Consider the following 18,131-nt stretch of genomic DNA (forward strand, 5'->3'; position numbering starts at 1 on the left):
CCGTTCCCTTCAGTTCCGCTCGAGGAGTTCGACCGATTCGAGCACCACGTCCTGCCGCTCGCCATCATGGAGATTGGCATACACCAGGCCGGTCGCGGCGTTAGCGGGCGCAACGACGAGGAGTGGGTAGTTGGCCGATGCCGCACCGACGTCGACGACCTGGATGATCGCGCTGATGAACCTGCCCCGCGCGTCGTGCCAGTTGATCTGCAGGCGCATCTTCGCCCCGCCTGCCTCCAAGGCATGCGCCCGGTAGACCAGCAGCCGGTTGTCCAGCTGGGCTGCCGGCTGCTCCCTGTAGCCGGCGAAAACAGTGGGGTCGAGCAGACGCACGCCGTTGCTGCCAATCTCGGGCGCGCGCGTCCAGGTCCAGCCATCCCATGCCAGGCCCGCGCCCAGCGTTCTGACCGTATCGCGACGGAGCGCGACGGACTCGAGCACGACGCCGCCGCCCTGCACCTCATGCAGATTCGCGTAGACGAGGCCGGCTTCGGCGCCGGCAGGGCGATGGGCGCGCAGGGTGAAGTCCTGCCACTCGGCCCCCACGTCGACCACGACGATGCTCGCTTCGATGAAACCGCCACCGGCCGCCATCCAGTTGATCTGGAGCCGCATCTGCGAGGGGTGCGAGGGCGCTTCCAGGCGGGCGCGGTACACCAGCTCGTGCGTATCGAGCGCAGCCGCCGGCACCTCGAGAAAGCCCACGACGTTCCCCTGTGCCGGGAGGTTGAGCGGCGCATCCGGATCGTCTGGCGCTTCCGACCAGCTCCACCCGTCCCAGCGACCGGCCCCACCCAGAATCCTCTCTTCCGGAGCACGCCGCCTTTCCGAATCGATCAGCGCGGGATCGAGCAGCATCTGCAGGTCTCGCCCGTACACCGGCGAGAACAACGCGGCGCCGTCGGCGTCCGTGCCGCTGCGCATCAGTCCCATGTCGACGCCGTCCAGGGAGGCGCCACGCTCGTGAATGCGCAGCGAGAGGGGAACGCGGAAGTTCCGGCGCGCGAACTCGGCGACCCCGGCGTACTCGCCCACCGACCAGACCGCCGCCAAGCCCTCGCCCATGCCCATCAGCACCGCGTCGCGCCCCGCGGGCACCGCGTTGTTCACACCCGACGCAAGATTGCGCGCTGTCCGCGACTCGTAGACATTGGCCGTGCTGGACAACGCACCGCTCGCCCAGTGGATGGATGACAGCGAGAGCGTCAGGGACAGCAGCACCATGCGCACCTTTGCCGAAGAGCTCGCGAACACCATCAGCGCGATGAGGACGCCGACCGGATAGATCCAGCGTGCCTCCTGCCGGTCGGCGCCAGGCAGGCTGGCCATCACCAGCAGTCCGCCGATGACCGTCAGCATCCCCAGAACTCTGAGCGTCGCCAGCCGGTCGCGACGCACTGTCGCCGCGAACCAGCCCCATGCGAACAGGAACGCCACGCCATAGACGGCCGCCAGGCGGAAACCCCATGTGCTGCCCATGTGCAGGCTGCCGACGAACCACTCGTCGCCGAAGTTCAGGCCGAAGAACACGTTCGCGACATAGCGAGCGAAGACCGCCAGCGTGCCGGCATCGAGCCTGACCGCGGTGCCCGAAGTTCCGGTCGACGCTGGCAGCGAGCCCATCGCCTCGATCAGTCCAAGGAACACCGCCGGAGGCACCACGGCAAGAAGCGCAAGGCCGATGCAGGAGCGCCAGGTCAGGCGGTCGCGCGAGAAAATGGAGACGAAGGCGAAGAGTGCGCACGCTAGCGCGGTCGTGCCAGCCATGTAGCGCTCGTGCACCAGGACCGCGAATGTGGCCAGCAGCACGCACCCGCACCAGGCCGCTGTGGATCCGCTTCTCACTGCGAGGAGCGCCAGCGCGGCCGTCGACAGCAGCAGGGCAAGGCTCAGGGTTTCGATGATGCCGGAGACGTAATCGAAATAGAGCATCGCAGAGAACCGCGATGCCACGATGCAGCCCACCAGCAGCCAGGCCTGGACCCGGGTCGCGCTCCCGTAGCGACCTGCCATCCATGCCGAAACCGAGCAGATCCACGCGATGGCGGCGCCATTGACGAAGGCAAAGCCACTCCGGCTCCAGCCCGATTCCCCGCCCCACGCCCAGATGGCGTTGAACACGAGGCGGGGCTTGTACTGCGAGATCAGCAGCAACGCATCGATGAAACCGTCCGCTTTGCTCGTGTCGCGCAGCGGAGAAATTTCGTCGCCGAAGAAATAGGGGTGGTAGGCGGCAGCGGTCGCGAGCATGACGAGCGCGACGCAGAGGATGTAGTCGAGCGGTCCGAACGAGGGTCGGCCGGGAGGCGGCGCATAGCGCGGCGCGATCGCATCAATCATGTGGAAGTCCCTTTCTCCACCGCCAGGACGGGCGTGAACAGGCCGGCCAGCGACGCGAGCCCCTGATCCGCGTTGTCGAACAGTACGGCCAGCCGCACGCCCGCGGCCTGCGCGGCCTGGACGTCGGATATCGAATCGCCGACCAGAATGGACGCGCCCAGCTCGATGCCGATGTCGGCCGCGGCCCGCAACAGCATGCCGGGGGCGGGTTTGCGGCACTCGCAGTCGCGCCGGTAACGACCCAAGCCAGCGTCGGGATGACACGGGCAGAAATAGATGCCGGTCAGCGGCACGCCACGTTGCGCGAACTGCGCGTGCATCCACTCCGAGTAGCGCCGGAAGCCGGCCTCGTCGTAGTAACCGCGCCCGATGCCGGCCTGGTTGGTCACGATGACGAGGCTGTAGCCCGCATCGCGCGCCGCCGCGCAAAGCGCAAAGATCCCCGGCACCCAATCGGTACGGTCGACGGTGTGGACGTAGCCATGGTTCACGTTGACGATGCCGTCGCGATCCAGGAACAGCGCGCCCCGGCCGCCGTCCGTACTCACGCGCGGCCAGTCCGGCCCCTGCACCACGCCCCCCGGGCACGCCAGCGTCATGGTGCGGCCAGGACGGTCAGCGCTCGGCGGTAGTCTTCGGGAACGCCAATGTCGATGAAGGCCGATGTCGCGGTGAACGCGGCCAGCCGGCCTGCGCGCGACCAGGGCAGCAGCACCTGCTCCTCGAACGAATAGGCGCGTTCCCGCGGCAGTGCGGCCATGCCTTCCCGCGTCAGGAAATAGCTGCCCGCATTGATCAGGCCATCGCCGTGGCCGCCCTTCTCGCGAAAGCCGACCACCCGATCGGCGGCGACATCGACCGCTCCATAGCGGCCGACATCGGGCACGCTGGCCAGGGCGACACCGAGCAGCGCGTCCTGCCGTCGCGTCGCCAGTTCCAGCGCCGAAGGCGAATAGCGCAGATAGGTGTCGGCGTTGGCCAGATGCACCCCCTCTCCCTGCACCAGCGCAGCGGCCTGCACGACCGCCCCGCCGGTACCGAGCGGTGTCTCCTCGCGCGAGTACGCGACGGTCATTCCGCACCATGCCTCGCCGACTAGCGACGCGATCTGCTCGCCGCGATAGCCGATCGCGAGGATCACGCGACGCATGCCTGCCGCCGCGTATGCGTCCAGCAGCCACAGCAGGAACGGCCTTTCAGCCACGGGCGCCAAAGGCTTGGGGACGTCGGGCACCTCGGCGCGCAAGCGCGTGCCCAGTCCGCCGGCGAGCAGGATGACCTCGTCCGCGTTCACTGCGGGAACATCTCGCGCTCGATCAGGCCGCAGAGCAGGTGACCGATGAACTCGTGCCCTTCCTGGATCCTCGGCGTCTCGTTCGACGGAATGCGGAAGCACACCGCGCAGCGCGCGGCCATGTCGCCACCGTGCTCGCCGGTGAAACCGATCACCGTCACGCCCCTGGCTTCGGCGGCATCGATCGCGCGCAGGATGTTCTTCGAGCGTCCCGACGTGGAGATGGCGATGAAGATGTCGCCCTGCTGGCCAAGCGCTTCGATCTGGCGGGCGAACGTGTAGTCGTAACCGTAGTCGTTGCCGATCGCCGTCAGGATCGAGGTGTCGGTGGTCAACGCGATCGCGGGCAGGCCCGGGCGGTCGTAGTAGAAGCGGCTGACCAGTTCGCCGGCCCAGTGCTGCGCATCCGCCGCACTGCCGCCATTGCCCGCGAACATGAGCTTGCGACCGGCACGCAGGGCGTCGACGCATTTGGCGACGGCATCTCCGATCTGCGCATGCAGCGCGGCGTCCGCCGCCATGCGCTGGAAGTTCTCCAGCGTTTTCTCGAATTCGGCAGCGACGAAGCGATCAATCTGAGTGTCCACGGAAAACTCCGGCAGGGTCGTTGTCTTGCGGCGGCCCGCAGCGTCCAGCGCCACGTCCGGCGACGGCGGGGGATGGTAGCAGGTTGCCCGCAGGCAGCCGTGCCGCGGCCTGAACGCGACGCGGCTGCGCCGGATCATCCGGGCCGTTGCGGCCAACGCACTCGCGAGAACGGATCTTCGAACACCCTCCATGACAGCCAGGAAACGGCGAGCGCCGCAGCGAGCACGAGCCAAGGGGCGAGCAGCGGCGCCCGCTCGGCCACGTCCAGCCGCTGCATCGCCTGCAGCACCGGCATGTGCCACAGATAAAGGCTGAAGCTGACCAGGCCCACCCAACGCAGCGGCGCCCAGGCGAACAGGCGGTGCAACCAGGGGCCTCCATGCATCACCGCGAGCAGCAGGCCCGCCCAGAGCAGCCCGAAGAACACGTACCAGGTACGGCTCACCGTCGCCTCGAACGGGAGGCCGCGAAGCGCGCACCAGACCACAGGAATGGCGATGCACCATGCCGCCAGCGCCGCAACGCCCACCGCGATCCACAGCAGCGGCCTGGGCGTGGCATGCCGCAACCAGACGTCGATCCGCGCGGCGAAGGCCCCGCACAGGAACACCGCCAGATAGGGCCACAGGCGCACATCGTTCTCGATCGATGCGGCGGGCGGCCACGCCAGCGTCACGGCCAGCAGGGCCAGCACGAACGCGCCCACCTGCACCCAGGCCGGCCAGCGCCCCCTGGCCATGCCGACCAGACAGAGCACCACCACAGGCAGGACCACGTAGAACGTGAACTCGACCGGGATGCTCCAGAGCACGCTCATGCCTTCGCGCAGCGTCAGATGACGCCACAGGGAGCCGGTATCGATCGCATACAGCACGGGGTGCCCGACGCGTACGCACCACCAGCTCGACAGCAGCACGAACAGATACAGCGGCCAGATCCGCAGGACCCGGCGCACGGCGTAGTCCGCCCAGAGCGCCGGGGTGCGCAATGCCGCCGGCGGCTGCCGCAAGAGGTTGCGGGTCAGCAGGAAGGCGCTGAGCACGAAGAACAGGTAGACGCCGCTCTTGCCGACGCCATGCAGCGCCGGCTTCGGGAACAGCCCGGCACTGGAGAAATGGGACGCCAGCACGATCAGGACGGCCAGGCCGCGCAGGCCATCGAGCACGGCCAGGCGGGCCGTGGACATGGCCACCGCTTCTGGGGCCGGCTCCGTCCCGGAATTGATCATCGACATGGGAAAGACCATACAGGCGCACGGACCGGACCACGACCCCGCGCGACCCGCGATCCTGGGGCGCCGGGCATCGTGCGAGGATGGATCGTCGTCGCAGCCGCCACGCGATGCCGCCTGCGATCACGCAGCCGCACGGCGTGGAAAAGGAAAGGCCCGCCGAAGCGGGCCTTTCCAGGGACTGCTACAGAACTCAGGCGCCGATTAGTGGCCGGTGCCGCCGTTCTGGTTGATCAGGTTGATGTTGCTGATCGTGTTAGCCGAGGTGTTGACGATCTGGTAGACACCCTTGATCTCTTCCTGCGGACCAGCGACGACGGCAACAACGGTGCCGCGCGCGCGGCCGGTGTAGTTCAGCACGGTGGCCAGGTCTTCGATCACGTAGGTGGTGCCAGCCTTGACGGTGTAGGTGGCGGCCGGGGTGGTCACGCTGTTGCCCTCTTCGGCGTACGCACGCAGGGTGAAGGTGCGGTCCTTGGAACCGGTGTTGCTGATGGCCATACGGGCCCGCCAGTCAGCACCGGCCAGCTGCACCAGCGGGGTCTGCAGACGGACGCCGTCCTGCACGATCTGGCCGGCGTTGGCGGCGGCGTTCTCGACCGCGTTGTCGCCCGCGACGATGGACTCGTCGATGGTCGGGGTCAGGGTGACTTCCTCGTTGTCGCCGGCGCCCAGGTCGTAGCCGACGTTCGGGGTGACGGTCAGCGAAGCAGCGTAGATGCTGTTCGGGATCTCGTACGGCAGGCCGGTGTCCGGATCGACGCCGCCGTTCTCGACGACGAAGTTGCCATCGAAGCCGACCGACGGATTCACGACCCACGAAGCCAGGTCGCCAGCGGTGTTGATGGCGGCGGCGGCGGCGTCGAATTCGGTGCTGGTGTTCCAGTCGCCGAAGTCGCCAGCGATATCCAGATCGGCAGCGATCGGGAAGATGTCGGCCAGGGTGATCGCGGTGCCGTCAGCCTTCAGGCGGGTCTCCGGGACCAGGCTCAGCTCGGCATAGGCCAGGTTGGCGGTGGACGCGGTGGACACGTTGTTGATCGTGGTGAACTGGGTGAACGACGGGTCGGATTCGACCGAGGCGATCGCCTTGTTCGGGTCGGTCACGAACTGGAAGCTCGGGGCCCACGAGATCAGCTTCTCGGTGTCGCCGGTGCCCGGAATCAGCTGCGGGTTGGTGTTGTTGCACGCGCCGGCAGCGGCCGGGTTGTCGTACAGACCAACGGTACCGAACACGTTGGTGCTCTGGTTCTCGACCTCGAACTGCAGCGCAGCGATCTCGACCTCGTCATCCTGGGTCGGGGTGCCGGCGGCGCCGGTGTAGGTCAGGGTGAAGAACGCAACGTTGTTGCTGACGTTCACCGCACCGACGGTGATGTCGGCGTTGGTCACGGTCGGCACGATGGTCGACGCAACCGGGGTGGCGCCGTCCAGCTTGATGCAAGCGTAGCGCAGCTCGTTCTCGTTGAAGTTGTAGCCCAGGTTCCAGCTGACCGGAACGGTCAGCTCGACCGGGGTCACGATTTCCTTGGCGAAGACGAGATCGTCGACATTGATCTGCGCCGCAGCCATTGCGTTGCCGGATGCCAGCGCGCCGACAACCGCGGCAGCCAGAACCGTCTTGGTGAAGAACTTCATGCTCTTTAGCTCCTAAGCTTAGGGTTTTTGTCAATCATTTGACGCTTGCATTCCTGGGCACCACTCGCCGCTCGCACATGCGTGTACCGGCGCCGATACGGAATCGTCAGCAGGATCACAGTTGCGACGCCCCTGTCCCCCTGCCCCTGATCCATCTGCGCATGCAAATCCAAGCGCAGCCCCCAGATGCCGGGGCAGGATAAGGTCATCATTCAGAGGGTGTCAATCATTCTGGCTGGAACCTGAAAGCGCGTCGCAAGCGCGTGAAACACACCCGATTTTTCCTTGACGCTCACATCACGCGAACAACGCGTGACCTTCACGCATCCACTGCAAACGCGGTTCAGGATTCAGCAGCGACATACCGACCAGCATGTCGTGAGGCGTCCTACAGCGCGCCAATTGCGATGGACATCACACCTTACGGCCGTCGCGTGGCGCACGGGCCACTCACCCGCCGGGCGGGGTCACCGAGGGCGGCGGCGGTGACGCCGGTGCTGCGCTTTCCGGCACAGTCGCAGGGATCCCCGGCAGCACCCTGACCTCCCCCGCCGGAAGCGGCTGCGCAGGCGGCGGCTCCGGGTCGGGCCCTCCCGGCCAGCTGCGCTCGGTGCTGCCGAACCGGTCGCGCACCGCACGGGAGATGTCGTCGACCTGGGTGGCGTCCTCGAGCACGTACGGCGTGATCAGGAGCAGCAACTCGGTCCGTACGCCACTCTTGGTGCGGTTCTGGAAGGCGCGGCCGAGGAGCGGGATGTCGCCCAGCAGCGGCACCTTGGTTTTCGCGTCGCTGCTGGTGCTGGAGATCAGTCCGCCAAGCAGGGTGCTCTGCCCGTCGGCCAGGCTCAGACTGGTCTGCAGGCGCCGGCTCAGGATGCTCGGGGACGAGATCTCGCTGGTGTCGGTGGTGGTCGCCTCGCTGACCTCCTGCGACACCTTCAGGTCGACGCGCTGGCCGGAATGGACGACAGCCTCGATGTCGAGGAGCGTACCGGTCTTGCGGTACTGGATCGATTGCAGTATCGAGCCGCTGTTGCCCAGGTCGGAAGCGGTTGCCTGGCTGGTGATGATCGGCACCTCGGTGCCGACGTCGATGCTGGCCGATTCGCCGCTCTTCACCATCACCCGCGGCGTGGACAGGATGGTGACCCGGCTGTCCTTGGCGAACAGGTTGAGGGTGGCGCGCACCTGACCGGACGAAGACAGGGCCGCCCAGCGCAGGCCGCCCCCCGGATTGGACAGCCCGGTCAGCGCCGTCAGCGGGCCCGACATGCCATCGACGGAAACATTGCGCAGCGCCCATTCGACACCGTGCGACAGCTCATCGGTCAACATGACCTCGGCCACGGTGACCTCGATCAGCACCTGGCGGGCCGGCTGGTCCAGGCGTGCGAGCACGCCCTGCAATGCACGCCAGCTCTGGGCGTCGCCCTGGAAGACGATCAGATTGCGGACAGTATCGGCGGCGAGCTGCCCACCGAACCCGTTGACCGACGAGACGCCGCCGCGGGCACGCGCGGGCGTCGCCTGCGTATTGGCGGTGTTCGTGTTCCGGGTCGTGCCCTCCCCGGCCGGGGCAGTGGTTGCGGCAGGCGTCGTCGCCGCGGCCGAGCCATTGCCTGCCAGCGCCTGCAGAACCGGCAACATGGTTTCCACCGTGGTGTGACGCGCCGCATACACGTACATGCCGCCACCGCCGCCACTGTCGCTGGGCTGATCGAGCCGGACCACCCACTCGCCGACCACGTCCAGCGCTTCCTGACTGTTGGCGAACACGATCAACGCGTTGGCCGAGTTGATCGGCACGAAGTTCACCGCCGCCGGCTCACCGGTCGAGCCGGAGCGGATGGTCACGCCCTGCGCGGTCAGTACGTCCCCGAGCTCCTTGGCCAGCAGATCGGCGGGCAGATGGGTGGGGTTGACGCGCATCGAGTACTTGTCGCGCAGCACCGACTGGTCCAGCGCATCAATGGCCTGCATGGCCGCACGCACTGCCGTGCCCGGACCATTGAGGAGCACCGCGTTCGACTCGACCAGAGGAGTGAAGGTGACGGAGCTGCTGCTGCCGCCGAACAGATCCTTCGCCTGCGGAATCACCGAGGCGGGACGCCGGTACTGCAGTGGCACGGCGACGAACACCGGACGCTGACCCGCCGGCACGTCCGGCAGCGACCTGGTGACCAGCATCTGCACCTGGTCGCCATTACGCTGGTCCGCGGGCATGAAGCGCAGCACGCCCCCCAGCTCCTCGATGCGAACGCCGTAGCTGCGCAGCACTTCCTCTGCGACGCGGAAGGCCTGCTCCGGCGGCATCGGGGTAGCCAGGCTCAGGCTCAGGAGTTCGGAGCGGCCGCGCAGGGACTGGTCGATCTGTACCGGCAGACCGAGTTCCATCCCGTAGACGATGTTGATGAAGCTGTCGATGGCCACGCCATCCAGCACCAGTGCCACCGGCTCGTTGCGGGGCATCGGCGGAATCCGGGCAAGTCCGGCGTCCGAACGCTGTACCGGCTGGGCGGAGGGGCGAGGCCCTGCTTCGATCTGTGGGCGCGACCGCCCGCCCTGCTCCTGGCTGAGGGTCTCGCCCGCATCGCGATCCACCTTCGGCGCGCGAAGCGGCTCGGGCAACTGCGGCGGCTTGGTGGCGCACGAGGCGACGAGCAGAGTGACGAGCAGCGCCACGATGAAGGAAGGCAACCGGCTGATGCGGGCCGACGATCCTGCGTTACCTGGCATCTGACGCTGATTGAAGAAGTCGGACATGGTCACTCGGAATTCAAGGATACGGCGGCATGGCGCAGACGGGACATCAGCTGCGTCCGGGCCAGCGCCGCTGTGTCCCGTCCTTGGTCTGTGGCTGGGCGCGCTGCGGGGCGGTTCCGCGCTGCCCACGCGGGGCAGGTGCGGCGGGCAGGCCACTGGCCGCCGCCGGGGCGACACCGGTGGCCTGCTCCTGCACCCGATAGGTAGTGAACAGCTCGTGCTCGTGTTGCTCGCCCTCGGCATCGACCCATTCGACACCGAGTCGGGACACCTTGGTCACGCGGCCGCCATCCGGGAGACGGCCACCGACGGGAAGTCGCAGCTCGCCCGCACCCGATACGCTGAAGATGGCTTCCGGCCCTCGCTTCCCGCGGGCGATGCCGACAGGCACCGCGAGCGTGGGTGCCACGGCAGCGGCCTCCGCGAGAGCGGCAACAGGTTCCGGCGGCTTGGGCGGCTGCGGCCAGGGCGGCTGCTGCTCCCATCGCGCATCGAGCGCTGCCAGATCAGGGATGCGCGACGTGGGCAGCACCCAGTCCGTAGCGAGAGGCGGACTGGAGGAGCTCGTGGACGGTGCCGATCCGAAGAGAAGCGCAGCAAGTGCACCGAGCGCCAGCGCACCTGCCCCCGCGAGCACGGCTTTCAGCATGGGATTCACAGGCCAGCCTCCTGCGCCGCCGGGGGCGTCGCCACGGCCGAGCGCTTGTAATAGAAGCGGACCACCATGCTGACGCGGGGCGTATTGGCCTGGTCGATATCGAGGCGTTCGACCTGGATCCAGGGCAGGCCGCGAGCCAGACCCCGCACGGCTGCGGCCTGGCCGAAGGCCGGCAAGCGGCCATCCAGACGCGCGAGCACCTGCCGGAGTTCGTCGCGGCCTGGCACATCCAGCACGTTCTCGACCTTGATCGAAGTCTCGGCCAGGCCGATCGATGCAGCGAATTCGCTCAACCATGCGCGGGCCTCGGCCTGCGCCTGTCCCGCACTCGACACCTGCAGGATCTGGCGGTGGAGCATCGCCAGTTCCGCCTCGGCCTGCTCGGCCCGCTCGACCCACTCCGGCTGGCCGGCAACAAGCTGCAGACGCTCTCTCAGCTGAAGATCCTTGTCGTACTGCTCCATCGCATCAAGGCGCAGGTCGTTCAGCGCCATCAGCACATGCAAACCGGCGAACACCACGATCACCATGACCGCCAGACGCAGGCGCCGGTTGTCCGCCCACTGCCTCTTCGCGCCCGCCCATTGCCCGCGGAGCTGTTCAAGACGATCGCGGCTCATCGAACGACTCCGACAGCGTCTGACTGGGCCAACTCGAACTCGATGAGCATTCCACCAGCCCCGGTAGGTGTGGCCACGACGTTGGAGAACCGGGTGGACTGGGCGAATGGGGCGATGAACCTGCGCGGATCGGACTCGCGCGACAGGACGATCGTGCGCAGTTTGTCAGCCTCGCGGCTCCAGCTGCTCAGGCGTGCGTCCTCGGGCAGGATGGCGGTCACGTCGAGCATCAACGCGTAGTCGCTGATGCCCGGCTGGAGGGCCGACCACGACTCGATCTCGCTCGCGGCGCGCTCCGCCCGTTCGCGGGCATCCAGCAGCGGGAGCGCCTCGCTCCTCGCCGCTTCCAGCCGTACGCCTTCGGCACTCACCGCAGACTGCCAGCGCAGCAGGGACATCGCCTGCCAGCCCAGTCCGCATGCCAGCAGCGTCGCCACGCCCCACCAGGCCATGCGCTCGGCCATTGCGGCATCGACCGTGAACCCACCGCCCGCATCGCCCCACGGGACCTGCTCCCACGCGAGCGACGCTGGCTGGGGCACCTGGTCGACGCTGCCGACATCGAGCCCGCCCGAGCGCAGGAAGTGCTGCCACGCGCGCAGATCCGGAACACCGCTCCACCATTGATCGAACGCCAGCGTGCCGCCCTTCCATATCTGACCCTCGAACCCCTGATGGACGCGCAGCAGCCGGATGCCGTCCTCCAAGGGCGCGTACAGCCGGCTCTCCGGAAGCCAGCGGCGATAACGCCGCGCATCGGCCTCGAGCTGTCCCGGCGTCCAGATCCAGTAGTGCGCCACCGCGCCCTGCCAGGCGACATGGACACGCGCGCCGGGCGCCGGCTCGAGCCGGGGGATCGCCAGACGCGCTGCCGCCGCCCTCTGGCGCGGGGATACCTTCGAAAAGTCCTGCTGCCGGTACTGGCACTCTGCCCGGGGAACGACCCACTCTTGACCGCCCAGCCTGCCACCGGCCGCCCGTGGCGGCCCCTGGTCATCGCTGTAGCTGCGGCTCGGCGAAAACAGCGCCGTCGGTCTCTTCGGGGGTGTCGTCATCGGCGGGGCGGGGAACCGGATAAGCGGCGAGAATCGTCCAGGGCCCGCGCTGGTCGGCGAGGGGCGTCAACTTTACATGATAGCGCTGACCCAGCCCTTTACGGCCCCAGACGTCGAGCTGCAGGACCTGGGACGCAACGAATCGGTAATCGACCGCAGGATCCCCGGGCAGCAGGGCGCCCGCCAGGGCTTCGACTTCGGACGTTCGCCGAAGCGGGGCCTGTGTGCGCCGCTGCACGATGGCCTCGCAGGCCCTTGGGCAGTTAGGGACCCAAGTGGGCAACAACGCGGCAGGCACGGCATTCAGGTTGACCGAGCCGCCATAGTTGACCGTGGCATGCCGCATGATCGAAGCGAGCTGGTCCGGTGGCAACGCGTCCCAGTCGAGCACGCGCGGCAGCTCCGCGGGAAGCAGTAGCGGCCGGTTAGGCGGCGGCGGACGGTGCGCCCGTTCGTAGTCGCGCGCCTCGGCCCCGTGCAGGCGGACCAGATCGTCCTCGTCGATGTAATCGAGCAGTGTGTCGCGCAACCGGGGGATCCGGTCCTCCTCCACGTTCTCGGTCCGCAGGAACCGCTCCAGCGCCCCGGGGGATGGCGCGCGGATCGAAAACAGTCCGGCCTCGTCCTGGATGGAGAAAAGGGCCGAGCCGCGCCCCCGATAAAGGGTGGCATCCAGCCGCAGCTCGCCACCGACAGGATCCATGACCACCCCACCCAGTTCGTCCAGGCGCCGGGCGGCGAGAGCGTCCTCGGACAACGGCTGGAGCGGCAGCCCGGCGAGCGTGAAGTCGCGCGTGGATGCGAGGTACAGCAATGTGTCGCGCGTCTCGATGGTGGCGATTTCATCCTCGAGGCGCACGCTGTCGACATGGGCCTGCTCGATCTGCGCACGGGCCCACAGGGTCATGAATCCGACAGCGACGGCGATGCCGGCCAGCAGCCACAGCGTGACCGCCAGGACGAACCCGGCCTGACGCGTCCTACAGATCACCGCGCATCTCCCTGGAGCCTGCACTCTGGTCGCCAACCCTCAGGTCGGACGAGAGATGGACTACCCAGTCGATGCGGCGTCCACCGGCGGTGACCGCCTGGAGCCGTACCAAACGTGGGAGGATCGGCTCGGGCTCGACCTCGGGCACCATGGTTTCGGCGTCGAACACCGGCACGCGCGCCGGTGGCAGGCCCTGCCATTCGGAACGCCATTCTCCCTCGGCAGCTCGATACGAGAACGCCGCATCCTGAAGCAGGCCATCAAGTACACGCAGGTGTTCCACGTCCGGATCGGCATAGTTCAGCGACACAAGCCCGGCCTCGTCGGTCGCCAACCACCACCGAACCCGCGCACTGCCATTCGCCACGAGCGGTGCGGCGCTCATGTAGGACACGGCATCGCCCTCCCCGTCGAACGCGTCGCCGGGACCCAGAACAGGCGGCTGCGCCGCTCCCACGCTCTCCCGGAACCAGGCTTCCTGGAGCAGCATTTCCCTGGACTCGCCATACAGCCGGAGCATCCGGGTCCGCAGGCCGAGCGACTGCGACAGGGCCTGCATCAGCATCGCGATCAGCATCGACACGATGACCAGGGTGACCACCGCCTCAAGGAGGGTGAACCCACCGGCTTTCCGGACACTGCGCATCGCGCTCACAGAGCCTCCGGACGCCGGATCTGCTGGTAACCCACGCGACGCAGCTCGAGTTCGGCCAACGGCTCGCCATCCCGATCCACTTCGATGCGCACCCGGTAGAGGCCCACCCGGTAGAGCCCGGCACGCACATGCCCCGTCGAGGCGTCCCTCGGCGGCTCGACCGGCTCGGACTTCCATCGCACGAGCACGTCGCCGAGGAGCTGCTCCCCTTGGGGCTGCACGCCGGGATTGATCACCTGCGCCCAGGACACCACGTTGCGCAGGACGGATTCGCGCTCGCGCACGACCTCCGCGCGCGCGACCATGTTCAGCGACTGGTTCATCGCCGCGAACAGAGCCAGTCCGACCGACGCCAGAATCGCGAGGGCGACGATGGCTTCGAGAAGCGAGAAACCTTGCGGTCTACGGCTCATCGACGACCGCGCAGTCCGGCATCGCCAGACGCCATTCCTCCGGCGATCCGCCGGCCGGAACCACCTGCACGCTGGTAGCCAGGCAGATCCCGTTCTGCTTCACCTGCAACGGCGCCAGCGTGACCGCGCTCCACCCTTCCGGCAGCTGCAGTACGCCTGACAGATCCGCCTGCGCAGGCACCACGATGGCCGCGGCATCCTGCCGAGCCCGCATGGGCAGCTCCTGGAGTTGCCGCACCACCTCCGCACGGTCGCCGCTGCGCTGGATGGCCGCGACGGTGCCGGCAAGACGCGGCACGATCAACGCGACGGTAAGCGACGTGATCACGAGCACGACCAGCATTTCCAGCAGCGTGAAGCCGCCTGCCGACGCAGGCACAAGCCGCTTACTGCGGCGGCAGGAAGCCGACGTCCGCATTGATGCCCTCCCCGCCCGGCTCGCCATCGGCGCCCAGCGAGTAGATCGCGAACGGCAGGCCGTCCCGGCCCGGCGTCGAGTAGCGATACGGGTTGCCCCAGGGATCGGCCGGCACGGCCTCGTCCAGATAGGGGCCCCGCCAACGGGCCTTGGCACGTTCGTCGGCCGGTGCCGTATAGAGGACCGCCAGCCCCTCGTCGGTGGTCGGTATGCGGCCGACTTCCAGCCGGAAGGTCTCGATGGCGCCGCGCAGCAGTCGGACCTGGGTCTCGGCGACCTGGACCTTGGAGCTGTCGACGCGTGAGAACAGGCGTGGGCCGACCAGGCTGGCGATCAGGCCGATGATGACCAGCACCACCAGCATTTCCAGCAGGGTGAAGCCGGCGTTCCGGGCACGACGGTTTGAGGCGTTACGGTTCATGGCGGTCACATGGGGACGTCGTTGACGCTGGTGATGGCAAGGATGATGGCGGTCATGATGGTACCGACCACCACGCCGATGATGATGATCGCCAGCGGTTCGATCAATTGTAGCGCGCGCTTCATCCGGTCCCGGCCCATCGTTTCGTAGAGGCGGGCGAGCGCGGCCAGCAGCTTGGGCAGCTCGCCGCTGGCTTCGCCGACGGCGACCAGGTCGTAGCCGGTGGGATTGAGCGCGCGATGCTCGCGCAGCGCGGCGGACAGGGTCGTTCCGCCTTTGACCGACCGCGCCACCGCACCGAGGCGGTCGCGCAGGAATCCCATCCGCACCGAAGCCGCGGACAACCCCAGCGCGCGGATCAGCTCGACCTTGCCCGACAGCAGCGCCGACAGGGTGCTGGCCCAGCGTCCCACTTCGGCCTCGATCAGCCAGTCGCCGATCACCGGCAGGCGTGCGATGCGTTCAGCCAGCCGGTCGAGCACGCCGGGCGCCGCCAGCAGGCCGCGCAGCGCAACGGCAGCGAGCACGACCGCACCCAGCACCCACCAGGTGTGCTCGCTGAGCCAGACGCCGGTGGCGATGGTCCAGCGCGACATCGCCGGCATCGCGTCGCCATGCTGGGTGAGCAGGCCGCCGAACCGGGGCACCACCCACATGAAGATGATGCCGACCGCACCGATGCCGGACGCGACCAGTACCGCCGGGTAGATCATCGCGCCGACGATCTCCTGACGGACCCGCTGGTCGTACTCGAACTGGTCGACACCGCCACGGATCGCCTCGGCGAGCCGGCCGGTCGCCTCGCCGGCATGCACCAGCTGATGGACGTACTCGGGCACGGGCAGCTTCGATTCGCGCAGCGCCGCGCTGAAGCTGTCCCCTCGACGGACCGAGCGTTCCATCCCCGCGAATGCGCCGGTCAGTGCGGGATGGTGGCTGGACTTGGCCAGCGAAGACAGCGACGTGACGAGTCCGACGCCGGATTCCAGCAGGGTCGTGAACTCATGCAGCACCAGCTGCAGTTCGCGGGTGGAGGCGGTCTTGCGGCGCGGGCCGCTCCAGGCCGCCCGCGCTGCCTTCAATTCGTACGGTGTCAATCCCTGCTGCGCCAGCAAGCGTGAGGCCTCGCCGTCGCTGGCGGCATCGATGGTGCCGGACACCTTGTTGCCGGAACGGTCGATGGCCTCGTAGCGGAACGCCATGGACTCAGCCATCGGCGCCGATCCCGCCGGTCACCCTGACCACCTCTTCGACCGTGGTCAGTCCGGCCATCGCCTTCAGCAGGCCATCCTCGCGCAGGGTCCTGCCTCCTTGCGCGGTGGCCACCGCGCGCATCTTCTCCGCGGTCGCGGATGCCAGGATCAGCTCCTGCAGCTCCGGGGTGACATCGACCAGTTCGTAGATGCCGGCACGCCCGCGGTAGCCGGTGCCCTGGCAGCGCGGACAGCCGACCGCCTGCCGCCATCCCGGCACGGTGCCCGGCTCGATCAGCGGCTGAACCAGCCGCGCCACCGCCGGCAGCACCTCCGTGGGCACGCTGCAGTGTGGGCACAGCCGCCGGACCAGGCGCTGGGCCTGCACCGCGCGCACGCTGGTGGCGACGAGGAAAGGCTCGACACCCATGTCGATCAGGCGGGTGAAGGCACTGACCGCGTCGTTGGTGTGCAGCGTGGACAGCACCAGGTGGCCGGTCAGCGCGGACTGCACCGCGATTTCGGCGGTTTCCAGGTCGCGGATTTCGCCGATCATGATCACGTCCGGGTCCTGGCGCAGAATGGCGCGCAGCGCACGGGCGAAGGTGTAGCCGATCTCGGCATTGGCCTGGATCTGGGTCACGCCGTCGACCTGGTACTCGACCGGATCCTCGACCGTGATCATCTTGCGGTCGCGCTGGTTCATCTCCTCCAGCGTCGCGTAGAGCGTGGTCGACTTGCCCGAACCGGTCGGCCCGGTGACCAGCACGATGCCGTGCGGCTCGCGCGCCCAGGTGCGGAACAGGCCTAGGTCGCGCGGAGAGAAGCCCAGCCGCTCCAGGCTGAGGTCCTGGCGCTCCTTGGGCAGCAGGCGCAGCACGATGGATTCGCCATGCACCGCCGGAACCGCCGAAGCGCGCACGTCGACCTCCTGGCCGCTGACACGGGTGCCCAGGCGGCCGTCCTGCGGCAGACGGCGCTCGGCGATGTCCATGCCGGAGATCAGCTTCACCCGCGAGGCCACCGCCGGATAGCGGCTGGCCGGCAGGGTCATGCGCGTATGCAGGATGCCGTCGATGCGCAGGCGCACATGGAAGACCTGCTCCTCCGGCTCGATGTGGATGTCCGAGGCGCGCTGGTCCATGGCCTGGGCAAGGATGTTGTTGACCAGCTCGATGACCGGCGCCTCTTCGGCCAGTTCCCGCAGATGGCTGACATCATCGTCGTCCCACAGTGCGTCGGGGCCTGACCGGCCGCTGGCAAGCATGTCCAGAAGACGATCCACATCCTGGGTCTGAGCGAGCCGCCAGGACCACGCACGCCCGAAAAAGGCCCGGTCCAAGGCCTCGTTCACGAGGGAGTCGAGGGGGTCGCGGGCGACGACGAGAAGAGGCAGGTCGAGCTGCGGCGCACTTTCCGGCTCGATCCCGGGCTCGCCGGCGATCGCAGAGCCGGATCCGGACGGCCAGGCGACCACGCCGTTGTCCAGCCACCATCCGACCGTATAGGGCGTGCCGCCGAGTACTGCCCGTATCGCCTCGCCGCTTTCGGGCCACTCATGCCCGAGCAGCAGCGGCATTTCCAGCTGTTCGGCCAGCACCGAGAGCAGTGTCTCCTCGGACAGCGCTCCGAGCCTCACCAGCACGCTGCCGATCCTTCCACCGAACTGTTCCTGGAACGCCAGAGCCTTGGCCACATCCGACGTCGATACGATCTGCCGCTCGACGAGGATGTCGCCCAGCCGCCGGGTGAGCAGGGGCGTCGGTATGACGGAAGTGGACTGAACGGCGTTCATCGGAGTGTTCATCACGGGGTACGGGGCAGCAATGGCCAATGCGGCCGTCGCGTCGGGA

General features: G+C 68.0%; 17 protein-coding genes. All 17 read right to left on the minus strand.

Translation table 11 applies throughout. The features are described 5' to 3' along the window. Positions 1 to 9: 9 nt before the first annotated feature. Positions 10 to 2,340 carry a hypothetical protein gene (locus IB242_RS12860; RefSeq protein WP_192279913.1) on the minus strand — a complete coding sequence of 777 codons (2,331 nt, stop codon included), beginning with the start codon at positions 2,338 to 2,340 and terminating at the stop codon, positions 10 to 12. Further along, positions 2,337 to 2,888 (minus strand): HAD family hydrolase, encoded by a 552-nt coding sequence (locus IB242_RS12865; protein ID WP_192279915.1) that lies wholly within the window; start codon positions 2,886 to 2,888, stop codon positions 2,337 to 2,339. The genes IB242_RS12860 and IB242_RS12865 overlap by 4 nt, the downstream gene beginning before the upstream one ends. Positions 2,889 to 2,935: 47 nt before the next feature. Next, entirely contained in the window at positions 2,936 to 3,634 is a 699-nt protein-coding gene (locus IB242_RS12870) for a sugar phosphate nucleotidyltransferase (protein ID WP_192279917.1), read from the minus strand. Beyond that, a complete protein-coding gene (locus IB242_RS12875; RefSeq protein ID WP_304952518.1) occupies positions 3,631 to 4,359 on the minus strand; it encodes a D-sedoheptulose 7-phosphate isomerase in 729 nt (242 codons plus the stop codon). Before IB242_RS12875 ends, IB242_RS12870 begins: the two co-directional genes overlap by 4 nt. Beyond that, a complete protein-coding gene (locus tag IB242_RS12880) occupies positions 4,356 to 5,408 on the minus strand; it encodes an acyltransferase (RefSeq protein ID WP_192279919.1) in 1,053 nt (350 codons plus the stop codon). The genes IB242_RS12875 and IB242_RS12880 overlap by 4 nt, the downstream gene beginning before the upstream one ends. Before the next feature lie 249 nt (positions 5,409 to 5,657). Next, entirely contained in the window at positions 5,658 to 7,091 is a 1,434-nt protein-coding gene (locus tag IB242_RS12885) for a hypothetical protein (RefSeq protein ID WP_192279921.1), read from the minus strand. A 450-nt stretch (positions 7,092 to 7,541) separates the two neighbouring features. Beyond that, complete coding sequence (locus IB242_RS12890) at positions 7,542 to 9,854, minus strand: secretin N-terminal domain-containing protein (protein WP_192279923.1); 2,313 nt, start codon at positions 9,852 to 9,854, stop codon at positions 7,542 to 7,544. Positions 9,855 to 9,900: 46 nt separating this feature from the next. Beyond that, positions 9,901 to 10,512 (minus strand): hypothetical protein, encoded by a 612-nt coding sequence (locus tag IB242_RS12895; RefSeq protein ID WP_192279925.1) that lies wholly within the window; start codon positions 10,510 to 10,512, stop codon positions 9,901 to 9,903. Beyond that, positions 10,509 to 11,132 (minus strand): hypothetical protein, encoded by a 624-nt coding sequence (locus IB242_RS12900; protein ID WP_192279926.1) that lies wholly within the window; start codon positions 11,130 to 11,132, stop codon positions 10,509 to 10,511. Before IB242_RS12900 ends, IB242_RS12895 begins: the two co-directional genes overlap by 4 nt. Then, a complete protein-coding gene (locus IB242_RS12905) occupies positions 11,129 to 12,187 on the minus strand; it encodes a hypothetical protein (protein WP_192279927.1) in 1,059 nt (352 codons plus the stop codon). Before IB242_RS12905 ends, IB242_RS12900 begins: the two co-directional genes overlap by 4 nt. Continuing rightward, positions 12,126 to 13,178, minus strand: a complete 1,053-nt coding sequence (locus IB242_RS12910) for a type II secretion system protein GspK (RefSeq protein ID WP_192279929.1) — start codon at positions 13,176 to 13,178, stop codon at positions 12,126 to 12,128. Before IB242_RS12910 ends, IB242_RS12905 begins: the two co-directional genes overlap by 62 nt. Continuing rightward, positions 13,168 to 13,824: a type II secretion system protein gene (locus tag IB242_RS12915; RefSeq protein ID WP_225540640.1), complete on the minus strand. Its 657-nt coding sequence runs from the start codon at positions 13,822 to 13,824 to the stop codon at positions 13,168 to 13,170. Before IB242_RS12915 ends, IB242_RS12910 begins: the two co-directional genes overlap by 11 nt. 5 nt (positions 13,825 to 13,829) lie before the next feature. Continuing rightward, positions 13,830 to 14,246 carry a type II secretion system protein gene (locus IB242_RS12920; protein WP_192279933.1) on the minus strand — a complete coding sequence of 139 codons (417 nt, stop codon included), beginning with the start codon at positions 14,244 to 14,246 and terminating at the stop codon, positions 13,830 to 13,832. Beyond that, the gene (locus IB242_RS12925) at positions 14,236 to 14,691 is read right to left on the minus strand and encodes a prepilin-type N-terminal cleavage/methylation domain-containing protein (protein WP_343237143.1); all 456 of its coding nucleotides are present in this window, start codon (positions 14,689 to 14,691) and stop codon (positions 14,236 to 14,238) included. The genes IB242_RS12920 and IB242_RS12925 overlap by 11 nt, the downstream gene beginning before the upstream one ends. Then, entirely contained in the window at positions 14,633 to 15,085 is a 453-nt protein-coding gene (gspG, locus tag IB242_RS12930) for a type II secretion system major pseudopilin GspG (RefSeq protein ID WP_192279936.1), read from the minus strand. Before gspG ends, IB242_RS12925 begins: the two co-directional genes overlap by 59 nt. A gap of 5 nt (positions 15,086 to 15,090) precedes the next feature. Next, positions 15,091 to 16,299, minus strand: coding sequence for a type II secretion system F family protein (locus IB242_RS12935; protein WP_192279938.1), 1,209 nt, complete (start codon positions 16,297 to 16,299; stop codon positions 15,091 to 15,093). After that, entirely contained in the window at positions 16,292 to 18,073 is a 1,782-nt protein-coding gene (locus IB242_RS12940) for an ATPase, T2SS/T4P/T4SS family (protein WP_192279940.1), read from the minus strand. Before IB242_RS12940 ends, IB242_RS12935 begins: the two co-directional genes overlap by 8 nt. Positions 18,074 to 18,131: the final 58 nt, after the last annotated feature.

This window comes from Xanthomonas sp. XNM01 (assembly GCF_014851915.1).
In the GTDB taxonomy this organism is placed as follows: domain Bacteria; phylum Pseudomonadota; class Gammaproteobacteria; order Xanthomonadales; family Xanthomonadaceae; genus Pseudoxanthomonas.

Coding starts and splice junctions, on each gene's coding strand:
- IB242_RS12860 (WP_192279913.1), bottom strand. CDS start 2,340: ATGATTGATGCGATCGCGCCGCGCTATGCGCCGCCTCCCGGCCGACCC.
- IB242_RS12875 (WP_304952518.1), bottom strand. CDS start 4,359: ATGATCCGGCGCAGCCGCGTCGCGTTCAGGCCGCGGCACGGCTGCCTG.
- IB242_RS12880 (WP_192279919.1), bottom strand. CDS start 5,408: ATGTCCACGGCCCGCCTGGCCGTGCTCGATGGCCTGCGCGGCCTGGCC.
- IB242_RS12885 (WP_192279921.1), bottom strand. CDS start 7,091: ATGAAGTTCTTCACCAAGACGGTTCTGGCTGCCGCGGTTGTCGGCGCG.
- IB242_RS12890 (WP_192279923.1), bottom strand. CDS start 9,854: ATGTCCGACTTCTTCAATCAGCGTCAGATGCCAGGTAACGCAGGATCG.
- IB242_RS12900 (WP_192279926.1), bottom strand. CDS start 11,132: ATGAGCCGCGATCGTCTTGAACAGCTCCGCGGGCAATGGGCGGGCGCG.
- IB242_RS12905 (WP_192279927.1), bottom strand. CDS start 12,187: ATGACGACACCCCCGAAGAGACCGACGGCGCTGTTTTCGCCGAGCCGC.
- IB242_RS12915 (WP_225540640.1), bottom strand. CDS start 13,824: ATGCGCAGTGTCCGGAAAGCCGGTGGGTTCACCCTCCTTGAGGCGGTG.
- IB242_RS12920 (WP_192279933.1), bottom strand. CDS start 14,246: ATGAGCCGTAGACCGCAAGGTTTCTCGCTTCTCGAAGCCATCGTCGCC.
- IB242_RS12925 (WP_343237143.1), bottom strand. CDS start 14,691: ATGGCGAGCCGGGCGGGGAGGGCATCAATGCGGACGTCGGCTTCCTGC.
- gspG (WP_192279936.1), bottom strand. CDS start 15,085: ATGAACCGTAACGCCTCAAACCGTCGTGCCCGGAACGCCGGCTTCACC.
- IB242_RS12935 (WP_192279938.1), bottom strand. CDS start 16,299: ATGGCTGAGTCCATGGCGTTCCGCTACGAGGCCATCGACCGTTCCGGC.
- IB242_RS12940 (WP_192279940.1), bottom strand. CDS start 18,073: ATGAACGCCGTTCAGTCCACTTCCGTCATACCGACGCCCCTGCTCACC.